This window comes from Candidatus Paceibacterota bacterium, from assembly GCA_035452965.1.
Taxonomy (GTDB): domain Bacteria; phylum Verrucomicrobiota; class Verrucomicrobiia; order Limisphaerales; family UBA8199; genus UBA8199.
In genome coordinates this window covers 93,037-105,768 of record DAOTCE010000007.1, presented here as the reverse complement: position 1 = coordinate 105,768, position 12,732 = coordinate 93,037, and the positions used below count along the sequence as shown (strand labels likewise).

At 59.1% G+C, this 12,732-nt stretch carries 7 protein-coding genes and 1 pseudogene; 7 read left to right on the top strand and 1 reads right to left on the bottom strand.

The genetic code is table 11. The features are described from left to right. The first annotated feature begins 323 nt into the window (after positions 1–323). The 6 genes from P5205_08570 to P5205_08545 all read left to right on the top strand — a co-directional run bounded on the left by P5205_08570 (position 324) and on the right by P5205_08545 (position 9,510). Complete coding sequence (locus P5205_08570; protein ID HSA10411.1) at positions 324–1,445, top strand: DUF2156 domain-containing protein; 1,122 nt, start codon at positions 324–326, stop codon at positions 1,443–1,445. Positions 1,446–1,450: 5 nt separating this feature from the next. Then, entirely contained in the window at positions 1,451–2,872 is a 1,422-nt protein-coding gene (locus tag P5205_08565) for a class I SAM-dependent methyltransferase (GenBank protein ID HSA10410.1), read from the top strand. Then, on the top strand, positions 2,865–4,238 hold the full coding sequence (locus P5205_08560) for an ATP-binding protein (protein HSA10409.1): 1,374 nt from the start codon (positions 2,865–2,867) through the stop codon (positions 4,236–4,238). Before P5205_08565 ends, P5205_08560 begins: the two co-directional genes overlap by 8 nt. A gap of 11 nt (positions 4,239–4,249) precedes the next feature. Beyond that, positions 4,250–5,515 carry a hybrid sensor histidine kinase/response regulator gene (locus tag P5205_08555; protein HSA10408.1) on the top strand — a complete coding sequence of 422 codons (1,266 nt, stop codon included), beginning with the start codon at positions 4,250–4,252 and terminating at the stop codon, positions 5,513–5,515. 498 nt (positions 5,516–6,013) lie between these two features. Next, positions 6,014–8,062, top strand: coding sequence for a response regulator (locus P5205_08550; protein ID HSA10407.1), 2,049 nt, complete (start codon positions 6,014–6,016; stop codon positions 8,060–8,062). 164 nt (positions 8,063–8,226) lie between these two features. Then, the gene (locus P5205_08545; protein ID HSA10406.1) at positions 8,227–9,510 is read left to right on the top strand and encodes a hybrid sensor histidine kinase/response regulator; all 1,284 of its coding nucleotides are present in this window, start codon (positions 8,227–8,229) and stop codon (positions 9,508–9,510) included. A 637-nt stretch (positions 9,511–10,147) separates the two neighbouring features. Here P5205_08545 and hydA read toward each other — a convergent pair. Continuing rightward, positions 10,148–11,527: a dihydropyrimidinase gene (gene hydA / locus P5205_08540; protein HSA10405.1), complete on the bottom strand. Its 1,380-nt coding sequence runs from the start codon at positions 11,525–11,527 to the stop codon at positions 10,148–10,150. Between the two features lie 624 nt (positions 11,528–12,151). Between hydA and P5205_08535 the strand changes: the two are divergent. Then, positions 12,152–12,634, top strand: a pseudogene (locus P5205_08535) (GAF domain-containing protein). The last annotated feature ends 98 nt before the right edge of the window (positions 12,635–12,732 follow it).

Below are 12,732 nucleotides of genomic sequence, written 5' to 3'. Positions count from 1 at the left end.
GCCTTGGCTTAGGACAATCTGTATCACGCTGGGACGCAGGTGGGAAGGGAGCTAAACTGCACACAAAATGGCCGCGGCAAGCGATTTTGGCACTTGGAACGCTTCAAAATTGGCACGCGATGAATTACCCGCCTAGCACTTTGGTTCCGTGGTCCACGCGGCACCGCCGCCAGAGTCTGTTCCCTGCCTTCGAAAGAAGTGCAGGTGCCAGCACCCCCACTGAGCACCTGGATCACACCGACCGCGACCTATGTGACTCGGGTGCTGATCAGGCTGCCCGGCGACAACCGGCCGCGATGACTCGAGATCACGGGCCGGCTTTGATGGCGAGGGCAAGAATTATCGAAGGCGAGGAAGCCCGGAGCCTTGGCCGCAAGGACAAGTGGAACTTGGTTTCGCCATTCCTGACCCAGCACGGGCGTGAGGGTATCGCCTACGCTACGCTGCAAGAGGGAATGGAGTACTTCATCACGGAGTCCGGCTACATCGCTTACACCAGGGTCCAGCATCCGCTTTTTGCGCGCCAGGCCAAGCGCATCGTCTTTTCCGACCCGGTTTGCGCCCCCCAAGACCTGTCGAACCTCATTCGCGGCTTCCTGGCCCGAGACCCTCGTGCTGCCTTTTGCATCATCTCCGAGGAGTGCGCTGCCGCGCTGCGGCCGATGGGCTTCAAGGTAAACTGCATAGGGTGTGAGCCGCTGATCCCGATTCAGACGTACAACACGAGGGGAAACTGGAAGGAACTGGACTTGATCAAACGGGCGTGGAACGAAACACGGCGGGAAGGTCTCACGATCCGGGAAGAAGACGAGGCCGGGTTGAATCGGCGGCGGGAGGAATTGTGCGCGCTGTCCGCCAAGTGGATTGCGTCAAAGAAGATAAACGACCGGGAGATTTGGCTATATGCGCGGCGCCCGGTATTTGATTTCGAGGAAGGGGTGCGCAAGTTCGTGGCCTACGACCCGGAGGGCCGGGTAGCCGGGTTCGCGTTCTACGATCCGATGTATTGCGACGGACAGGCTTTCGGCTATTCGGCAAACATCGTGCGGTGCGACGAGCAGCGATTCGGCCGGCTGGCTACCGCCATCCACATGGCGGCAGCGGAGAGGTTTAAGTCCGAGGGCAGGGAGGTGCTAAATCTGCTCTTGGCCCCCTTTGCGAAGCTGGACTCCGGCCACTATAACGAGGATTGGGGTGCCCGCCTTTTCTTCAAGCTAAGCGCCCGTTTTGGCAACAGCATCTACAACTTTGACGGGTTGTCGTTCCACAAGTCGAAGTATCGCGGCGTGGAGCGACCGTTGTATTTTGCCTCGAACGGTTTTCTACCCAGCAGCGACATCTACCTGGCTTTTGCCTCGGCGGGCATGGCCGATGGCTGTCTGGCAACGTTCGGAAAGCTCGTGCGGGGCATGCTGGCCGCCGGTAGGATCAGGAAGGTGAAATAGAACTTATGGAACGTAGCGCAGTCAAAGACAGCCTGGTAACCTGCCGGAGTGGCGAGGGTGTCGAGATCCGCGCCAGTCTTTTACGGGTGACCCGGTATCTGGCGGTGTTCGAGGTGTATAACCCGAGCCTGGTCTTGCAGGCGTCCGAGGTGCTGGCGGATTTCAAGGTTACTATCCAGGAGCGCCCGATCTACGCCGGGCGGGCCGTCGTGACTACCCTGGTCAACACCGGCACGATGCTCCTGTGTGAGGCTAAGCTCGATGAAACGGGCTTCCTCCTCGCGTCGTTTTCTCCCGAAAGGGGCTCAACTTGGTTGCAGGAGGGGTTCGAAAACTTCCTGCATCATTGGCAGAAGATCTACAAGGTTCTGCCCGACTTCAAAGTCGTGGTGGCGGACATGCAGGCCTTTCTGGCAGACCTCCGACTTTGGCTGGACCAAGTCGAGCTGGAAATGCGCTCGGCGCCTTCCAGCAGCCGGCTGGAAACGCAAAAACGCGTCATGGAGGAAATCGGCGGCGCGATGGTCCCGGCATTCAACGCCATGCACGAACGGTTGGAGAGCGTTTCCGAGGGCATTGACGCGGACCTGCGGCCGGTCCATCAGAATTTCGCCAAGCGGCAATTGCACCCGCTCGTGCTGTGCTCGCCGTTCGCGTACCGGACTTACCAGAAACCGCTGGGTTACGCGGGCGACTACGAAATGGTGGACATGATTCTGCGCGACCCGTATGAAGGCAGCTCGCTGTTTGCCAAGGTGATGAATCTGTGGTTCTGGAGCCAGTGGCCGGCCCGGGCGCACCGCAATCGCATTGAACATCTGAAGCGGTTGCTGGCGGAGGAAACCCGGCGGAAGGTCAGTCGGGGGCAGCCCGTGCGCATACTGAATTTGGGCTGTGGTCCCGCGCGCGAAATCCAGGAGTTTCTCGCCGAGGAGCCGTTGTGCGACAAGGCGCGATTCAACCTGCTGGATTTCAACGAGGAGACCATCCGATACACGAGCCGGGTATTGGAGGATTGCAGACGACGATACGGCCGAAGAACTCACATTGAGATTCAAAAGAAGTCCGTGCACCACGTGCTCAAGGAAGGAGCCAGGCCAATCGCGGATGTGACGGAGAAGTCGTACGATCTTATTTATTGCGCCGGCCTGCTGGATTATCTTTCGGACCGCACATGTGCGCAATTGATGACTGTCTTATACGATTGGCTGGCCCCGGGAGGGCTGCTGGCGGCAACGAATGTGGAGGATTGCAGGCCGTTCCGTCACATGTTGGAGTTTGTTCTGGACTGGCACCTGATCTATCGGGGGACTAGGAAGAGCGCCGCGCTGCTGCCGCAGCGAGTCGCGGTGGAGAACACACGTATCTTCAAGGACCCCACGGAAGTGAATGTCTTTATTGAAACCAGGAAGCCCGAAGATGGCTGACCCAGCCCCCAATAACCAGGAGATTCGGTCGGCGTTCGCGGAGTACGACCGGCAGCAGACGATCAGCAATTTCAAGGTCGCCTGCATCATCGGCATGGTTCTGATGCCGGCGGGGGTCATCATAGACAACGCTGTCTATCCCGCTTTGGCACCGCGCTTTCTCGAACTGCGGTTAATGAGTGTCCTTCTCATTGGCGCTTTCCTGGCCCTGTTGCTCACTCCTTTGGGGCACAAACACTATCGTTTCCTGGGCATCACTTTATTCATGGTCCCAGCTTCCTTCATCGCCTGGATGATCTACGCCAGTCCGGAAGGGGCAGCATCACCCTACTACGCTGGCCTGAACCTGGTGTTGCTGGTGCTGGCATTCGTGTTGCATTGGACCTTTCGCGAGAGCCTTTGCGCGGCGGTGCTCGTGCTCGGCCTCTACCTGGCTGCGGTCTTCTTCCATGCCGGTCTTGTTGACCAGGGCATCTTCATTAACAACGTCTACTTCCTGGTGCTGACCGGGTTGATCGTGGCTACCGGCAGCTATTTCCACAGCAAGTCGCGCTTTGGCGAATTTGCGTTTCGGTATCAGTTGGACAAGCAGAACCGGGTTCTTGAGTCCACGATCCAGCAGCTTAAGGAGACCGAGATGCAACTGGTCCAGTCCGAGAAGTTGGCGTCGCTCGGCCGGTTTAGCGCCGGTATCATTCATGAGATCAACAACCCGCTGAACTTCAGTGCGACCGGTCTGTTTACGCTGCGCAAGAAAGGCCAGTATCTGGCGCCCGAACACCGGGAGGAGTATGCGGAGGTCTTGAAGGATGTGGAAGAAGGCATCGTGCGGGTGAAGAATATTGTCTCGGACTTGCGCACCTTCACGCATCCCGAGACGGAAAGCCGGGACCAGGTGGACGTGCCGGAAGTGGTGGCAGCGGCGTTGCGCTTCCTGAGCAACGAATGGAAGGACAAGGTGCGGATCGAGCAGAGGCTGGCCGAACATCAAACCATCTGGGGAAACAAGAACATGCTGACCCAGACCCTGTTGACCTTGCTGGAGAATTCGTTCGACGCGCTGCGGGCCAAGTCGTTTGTGAATGAACAACCGACCATCGAAATTGAAGGCCGTCTCGAGCCCGGCAAGAGCATCCTGGTGGTTCGCGACAATGGCACCGGCATCGAGTCGGTGCACTTGGGCAAGATTTTCGATCCATTCTATACCACCAAGGACGTCGGCGAAGGCATGGGTTTGGGCCTGGCGATGTGCCATCGGATTGTGCGGAACTGCGAGGGGCGGATTTCGGTGCGGACGGAGCCCGGCAAGTTCTGTGAGTTTACCCTGGAGTTTCCCACCAAGGGACAGCCATGGGCGCAAGATTAGAGCGAAGTGTTATGCAGAACCTCTACGATTACAAACGGTTTGCGGTCCTCTATGTTGATGATGAGGAGATGTCCCTGAAGTATTTCACGCGGGCGTTTCAAGACCAGTTTCGCATCCTGACCGCCAGCAATGCCCGGGACGGTTTCAAGTTGCTGGAGGAGCACAAGGATGAGATCGGTTTGCTGATGACCGACCAGCGCATGCCGGGCGAAAAGGGCGTCTGGTTGCTGGAGAAAGCGCGCCAGCTTCGGCCGCACATAATCCGCATCCTCGCGACCGCCTATTCTGATATTGATGCGGCAGTTGCGGCCGTGAATGCCGGGGCGATCTACAAGTACGTGAACAAGCCCTGGGACCCGCCTCAGTTGGAGAACACGTTGAAGCGCGGCCTGGAGTTCTTCATGGTCCATCGCGAACGCGACCAGCTACTGAAGGAGAAGCTATCGGTGCTGCGCAACATGATGATCGCCGACCGCATCGTAAGCCTGGGCCTGCTGGCGGCCGGCTTAAGCCATCACATCCGCAACGCTTTGGTGGCCGTGAAGACGTTCTTGGATCTTGCACCGGCCAAGATGGAGGAGGAAAAGGCCGACCTGGAAGGCCTGCGGAATCCCGACTTCTGGAGCGAATATTACCAGAGCGTGCAGGGGCAGATTGAGAAGATCAACAACCTGCTGAAGGACTTGTGGACCGCATCCGAGAAGCCGATGTTTGAATTCAATGATCGCGTCCACTTGCACGAAGTTGTCGCCGAGACGGTCGCCCAGTTACGGGACAGTTTTTCCGCCAAGCAGATCGAGATTGAGAACCGTATCACCGGTTCCCTGCCGGTGCTTAGGGTGGACAAGCCGAAGATTTGCCGGCTGTTTGAATTGTTGTTCAAGGATGAAATCGCCACCTTGCCGGCGGGCAGCCGGGTCACACTCTCAGCCAGACTGCTGGATGGAGTGCAACCGGGGGGTCAGGCTATCGAGGTGCAGGTCAGCGACGATGGGCCTGGGTTGCCCAAGGAAGCGCTGCGGCTGGTTTTTGATCCATTTGTGGTGCGCAATGACAGTCCAAAGGAATACGGCATCCACCTCATGGCCTGTTACTTTATCGTGCATCACCACGGCGGCCGCATCGACGCCACCAGCGGGGAAGGGGGGGGCACTACTTTTACCCTGCGCCTGCCGCTGAATCCCGACCAGGCCCAGCCGACCGAGAACGAAGAGGAATTCCTGCGGAAAGTGATGTTAAGCGATAATCTATGGGAGAAACTGATTTCCTCGTCATAGACGCCGCGCTGAGAGGGGAAGCCGTCTAGCAGTCAGCTCTCCATCGCGCCTCCAGATACCGCCGCCTGTTGTGGAGGCGAATTTGGCCTCGCAGCTTGTGCGCGCCAGCAATGCGCTCCCAAGCGTTCCGGATGAAGCGGCTTTGAGGCGACAACCTGTGTTGGGGACAGCAAGCGAGAGTTGCGGAAGGGGCGCTTGTTCCATCCCGGGGAATCCCTTGGCTGAGTTACGTAGACGCCCTACCCAGGCATCGGTATTCCCCGCTGTTGTATCGCGTCGGCAATCGTGGTTATCCTCAAGACCGCGATTGAGCTTTACTTACGTCGGGTTTATGAATGACCGGGCAATGACAGAGGCTGTCCAAGACCATTGCCTCCAATGCTTCAGCCATCTTGATGTCGCTGATGGGGAGGCAGGGGCTTGTGGTGCCCGGGCGGGGGGCTTGTGCCCCCAAGTTAACCCGCGGAGGCATTCAGGCCGGTTTGGAGGTGGCGCGCCATGAAGACACTGGTGGTGCTCGCGGCACATCCCGATTTTGCGGAGACGATCCGCGCGGGTCTCAGCCCCGAGCAGTATCGTGTCATTGCGCGCGCGAACCTGGATGAACCGGAGCCTCTGTTGACGCACGGACTGGCCGATGCTTGCATCGTTGACGTCGAATTGACCGAAGTCCAAGGAATCTGGCTGCTCGAGAAACTGCGCCGTCAAGCGCCGGGGTGCCCCGTGATCGCCTATACCGGTGCCAAGAAGTCTGAGTGGGAGGAGGAAGCCTATCTGCAGGGCGCCACCCATGTGCTGACCAAACCCGTGCGCCGGCGTGTGCTCACGGCCTTGCTGGAGCGGCTTTGGTCGGTAGGGGTTGGGGGGCAAACTCCTCCGCCGGCTGTGCTGCCGCTGATCGAGCCCAGGATGTCCGCCGAGGCGAGTGCTGTTCCCGCCGCATCTCACACGTTGCATGTCCTGCGCGACTTTTCGAGCATCCTTACGCACTCGCTGAATGCCGAAGGAATGCTCAAGCAGTTTCTGCAGCTTTTGCGGGAGATTCTCAGCATTAACCGGGGGGCCATATTCTTGCGGCAGCCGTTGGCTTCGTTCGGTGATCCGGCCACCGCCGCTGAAAGCCGGCGGCTGCGTGCCGCGTGCGCGGTTGGTCTGTCGCAGGGACTGCTCCAGCATTTCGAGCTTTCCCTTGAAGCGGGAATCGGCGGACACCTCTTACGTCTGGGCCGCATCCTGCGACGATACAGCGAGGAGGCGCGCCACGACATCGAAACCCAGAAGGAATTCGAGGTGCTCGGGGCTCAAGTAGCCGTGCCGATCCTGGACCGCGAGACGATGCTGGGCGTGGCTGTTTTTGACGGGCGCATCACCGGGGAACCGCTCGTCAATGCGGAGTTGGAGCTGATCTTCCACCTGCTCGAACAGCTCGGCTTGGCAATCAAAAACATCTGGCTGCATGACCAATTGGCCGGCAACCACGCGATGATGGTCAACATTCTGCGCGAGATCAGCAGCGCCTGTATTGTGGTCAGCCGTGATTTGGCGGTGCTGCATGCCAACAAGACCGCGCGCCGCTGCTTCGGCCGCCGTGATCGCAGCAGCGGCGACCTGGAGTTCAGCGACCTTCCGCAACTGCTAGGCGCCAAAGTCTATCAGGTGCTCAAGACCGGCGCGGCGGTTTCCAGCTTCAAGTTCGAGCCGGAGGATTCACCGGGCACGGTTTACAGCATCAGCGTGGTGCCATTCCAGCGGCGACAGGCTGATCTGCCCGGGTCGGCGCTCTTGATGGCGGAGGACCTCACGCAGAGCGAACAACTGCAGCGCCTGGAAATTGAGGCTGCCAACTTGCGCCTGGTCAAATCCATGGCCGTCCGCCTTACCCATGAAATGGGCAACTCGATGGTGCGCCTCTCGACCTATCAGCAATTGCTGGCTGAGAAACTCGTCAAGAAGGCGGTTGACCAGGAGTTTCTCAGGCTGATGGCTCGCGACTGGTCGGACGACAACCGGCGCATTTCCCGCTTGGTCAGCCAGATGCGTTATCTCAACGTGGACAAACTTGCCTCACCGGAGGCTTTCCCACTTGTCCCGTTGCTCGACGAAGCCTATCAGGAAGCCTGCCAATACCAGCATGCCAAGGCTGCGCAACTCAAATATGAGACTCCCGGGAAGCTGATTGTCCTTACGGGCAACCGCGAGGCTCTCAGGTATGCAATGGCGGAGGTCTTCATTAACGCGCTTCAAGCTAACTCAAACAGCCCCAGGATTACCCTTCGCTGGCAGGTGGAAAACAACGCCGAAGATTCGCAGCAATTGCAGCTTGAAGTAGAAGACAACGGCCCCGGGTTCACTGCCGAGGCTCAGGCGAAGGCCTGCGCTCCATTCTACGGGACCCGCAACGTTGGCCTGGGCCTGGGTTTGACAATTGCGCTCAAGATCGTGGAAACTCACCTCGGTAAGCTGGTGATTCCTCCGTCCAAGACCGGGCAGGGCGGCGTGGTTCGCATTTCCCTGCCCCTGGCTTCGCCGATGACTCAACAAAGTTGAGCGCTCCGATTACCCGCTGATCGCTCTGTCCGCGCCCCGCCTCTGGGCGGCTTTTCGGCCATTCTTTTCGCTTGTCCACCACCTTGCTTCTACTACGATAAGCGAGTGCTGGACTGGCTGGCCGTTGCTAATGGTCCAGAAACTAACGGAACTCAGGTGTGACAATGACACTCACTTCATCATTGGATGGGGTGGCGGCGCTGGCCCCACCGCCGGAGCAGGCTCGGCACGAAGGCACGCTGCTCATTGTGGACGACGAAGACGTGGTCCGCCAAACGCTCCAGGTGGTCTTCAAGAACGACTATGAGCTCCTCATAGCTTGCGACGGCGCTACGGCGATCCAGCTTGCCCAGCAGCACAAGATTGATGTCGCTATCCTTGACATCAAGATGAAGGGCATGTCCGGGATCGAGGTGCTAGGGCGCTTGAAGCACCTGGACCCGCGCATCCAGGTGGTGATGTTGACGGCGTTCGAAACCACCGATCTCCTGCGGCAAGCCCTGCGCGGAGGCGCCTGTGACTACCTCGTCAAGCCGTTCGATCTCGCCACGATGCGCGCCGCGGTGGTCAAGGCCATGCAACGCCGCACGCTCGAGAGCGACATCCACACGCACGCGGAGAAGATTCAGGCGTTGCTCAATGAATTGCATGACCAGAAGATCGGAGAGCAGATGGCCACGTCGCGCGGCGAAATCTACGCCAGCATTATTCACGACATCAACGGACCCTTGACGGTTGTTTCCGGGTTTGTTCAGCTCATGAACCAACGCATTGGCAGCGCCACCCGGCTTGAGTTGGAGGACTTGGAGTTTGTCAAGGGCCGCCTCAAGACTATCACCCGCCAGGTCACCAACTGCATGGAGATTTCCCGGCGCTATCTGAACTTCCTGCGCCAGCAGGCTGACGACGCCCCGCGCGTGGGCATTAACCAACTGCTTGCCGATCTTGAGCAACTGGTCCGGGTGCACCCCAGCTTGCAGGGCAATCGTTTTGCCGTCCGCCCACTGGCCGAGGATATGGCGGCGTGCATGAACGGTACCGATGTCATTCAGGTGCTGCTCAACCTTACGGTTAATGCCCTCCAGTGCACCCCGCAAACGCATTCGGTGGAAATCGAAGGTTGCGTTCTACACACGCTGCTCGACTTAGCCGCGCACAAGGACGGCCCCAATGACCGTCTGCTCAATGTGGAGAACGCCGAGAACCAGCCTCCCATCTTGATGCTTTCCGTCCGCGACACCGGGCCAGGGATCCCACCCGAGACGCTGTCGAAGATATTCCAGACGTTCTTCTCAACTAAAGGCGCGCGGCAGGGTACGGGTCTGGGATTAAGCATCGTCCAACGCCTTCTCAAGCAGGCGAAGGGTGCCTTGCAGGTGCATACGCAGGTTGGTGAGGGCACCTGTTTTACGGTCTACCTTCCGGCCGTCCCCGCAGCCACAGGTTAAGGACTGTTTCGAGGATACAGGCGGCTTAAATCAAGCCCAAGCGGGTTGCCGGATTCATTGCCGCAGTCTTTAACTCGCATGCTGACCCTTGGCGTTCCACCACCGCCGGACGGGCCCTTCGCCGTTACTGTGGCCCTACGCTGTGGCGTTGGCCTGCGTTTGGCTGGTTAATGGCTTGTTAGTGCGGTTGGGCCACGGTGTGTATCCCATGGGGAGCGCTCCCCATGGGATACACACCGTAGCACCACCGTGCTGTCACTGTAATCCCAAGCCAAGAGTGCCGGGGTCGGCGGGGACTGGAGGAGGCAGGCAGGCAGCATTACTGTCCAAAATATGGACAGTGTGCGAAGTGGAATCTGGAAGGGCCTGTCTGGTTCTGGCCGGGAGGTAATGGTGACCTCGTGTTCCCTGTGCCTCGTCTATCCGCGTTGTGCCGGTGAAATCCGCCGTTGACACTTCCCGGAAATCCGTGATGGACCTTCTATTTAGCCTCCGGCCTTCCGCTGTGTCTGATGGGGTAGAGCGGCGTGGGGTTGATTGCCATTGGCTAGGCATTTCTGGTCCCGGAGATCGGATTCGGCAATACCACCCGCCCCGGCGCGGCTCCAGCAGAAGGGATCCCCCAATAGCGATGGCGCTAATGGTTCGGTTCGCGGCGGAGGAATTGGCCACAGCCCGTCTGACCAACGAATTTCCCATCGCACACCATGACTTGGCCGCGCAAGGTCACGATGTGGGGTCGGCCTTCAATGGCCATGCCCTCGAACGGGTTGTAATCCACGTTCATGGTTTGCGTGCTAACCGAGATGGCGCCGCGATAAGTTGGGTCGTAGATGACCAGGTCTGCATCGCTGCCGGGTTGAATTGCGCCTTTGCGCGGGTAAAGGCCGAACAGTTTCGCCGCCTCGGTGCTGGCCGCGTCCACGAACTGGTGCAAATCCAGTTGACCTTGCTTGACGCCATAGGTGTACAAGGTGTTCACACGGTCTTCGAGCGCGGGGATGCCGTTGGGGATTTTGGTAAAGTCTTTTTCACCCATTCGCTTCTGCGTGGCAAAGTCGAACGGCGCGTGGTCGCTGGCCACCGTGCTGATTATGCCATCGCGCAGCCCGTTCCACAGCGATTCCTGATTCTTCCGGTCGCGCAAGGGCGGCGACATGACGTATTTAGCTCCTTCAAAGTCCAGCCGTTCGGCGTAAGTTCTGTCCAGCAGCAGGTGTTGGATGACCGTTTCAGTCCAGACCTTGACGCCGCGGGCTTTCCCGGCTGCCGCTTCGCGCAATGCCTCCGCGCAGCTAAGGTGCACGACATACACATGGGCGTTGAGCAACTCCGCGAAAGTCAACAAGTGATGGACCCCCTCGGCTTCAACGGCGGGTGGCCGGCTGTCGTGGTGCCCTTCCGGCCCAGTCTTGCCTGCCTCTAGTTGTTGGTTCTGTAACTCCACGATCAGATCCGCGTTCTCGCAATGGGCCGTCGTGATGACCCCGAGCTGCCGGGCCAATCGCAGCGCACGGTACAATTCCTGATCACTTAGACCGAATGCGTCCTTGTATGCCAGATAGACTTTGAAGCTGCTGATCCCGCGCTTGACGATCTCCCGCAACTGTCCCTCTGCCCGTTCGTCGCAGCGAGAGACCGTCATGTGGAAGGTGAAGTCGCACGCGCAGTGCCCCTGCGCCTTCCCCAGCCACAGCTCGAAGCCGGCCATTGGTTCCTGGCTGCGGTCCGGCCCCAGCATCTCGATTAGTGTTGTCGTGCCGCCGACCAGCGCCGCTTTGCTGGCCGTCTCATGGGTATCCTTCGCAAAAGTCCCCAGGCACGGCAGATAAATGTGCACGTGCGGGTCAATGAAGCCGGGGAAGACATATTTGCCCGTGGCGTCAATGACCTCCATGCCTGGCAGGGGCGGGATGTTGGGCTCGATGCGCACAATCGTTTCGCCGGAGCATAGTATGTCGGCGACATAGCGTTCACTAGCGGTGACGATTTCACCGCCTTTGATCAGCAAAGGCATACGCGCTTTTTAAACGACCCCCAGTCGAATTGACAGCCCAAAGGCCGGGCAGGCCCAAGGCGCGTCCGGGCTAGCTGATGGCTTGCCGCAAACGTGATGTCTCGAAGGAGCTTTGATGGGACAGGCCCTTTGGCGGCTTTCCTGCTTCCGATCTCCGCATGCCGATTCGGCGTCCCTTCCGCCGTCGTGCTTGGCGCTCCCGGCCCTGCGGAGGATCCATACAACCTGCATGGCAGGAAACCGGGGCTTGGCAAGGACTGCGGCGTGCCATATCAAGCCAACATGCAGCTGACCAAGACATCATTACGGTGCTTGGCCTTTATCGTCAGCATCTGCACCGTTCCCTTGATCTCATCGGCCGCGGGCGCCGAGGAAAGCCGTGTAGCACAATCTCGCTCTCGTTTTTTCCAACTCTGTGACCTGGCCACTGCTCAGATCAACGCCGGCACACATAGAGCCCCTTTCTGCCCTCAGTGGTTTGTGGCAATGGGCAAGGCCGCCGCCAGTTGCATCTGCTACCAGGAGGTCATCCGTGTCTCGATATAGTCCCAGCCCATCTTGATTGAACGGTTGCTTTCCGGTTCCAAGACCTTATCTTTACCACCACAGCGACACTTGATAACGATGATAGCCCCAATCCCGCCAAACGAACCGAAACGGCTCAAAGTACTCTGGCAATACGAGGTACTGGACACCGTGCCCGAGGAGGTCTTTGATGAGCTGACCGAACTGGCCGCCCGCATCTGCGAGGCGCCCATCGCCCTGATCTCGCTGGTGGATGAGGGCCGCCAGTGGTTCAAATCGAAGGTCGGCATCAATGTCAGCGAGACCTCCCGTGACCACTCGTTTTGCGCCTTTGCGATTACCCAGCCAGATATGCTCATCGTGCCTGATGCGATGAGAGACGCTCGCTTCGCTGGCAACCCGCTGGTGACTTCCGAGCCGAAAATTCGTTTCTATGCCGGGATGCCACTCATCACCCCGGACGGACATGCTCTGGGAACTCTATGCGTGATTGACAAAGTCCCCCGCGAACTTCGCCCCGACCAGAAGCAGGCGCTCAGAATCCTCGCCCACCACGTCGTTTCCCAACTCGAATTGCGCCGCCGTTCTCGCGAGTTGGGTGACATACGCCGCCAAAAGGAGCGCCTCCAGGGCGCCCTGGAAAAAGCGCGGAGTGAGCTTGTCGCAGCCCGCCGGATGCT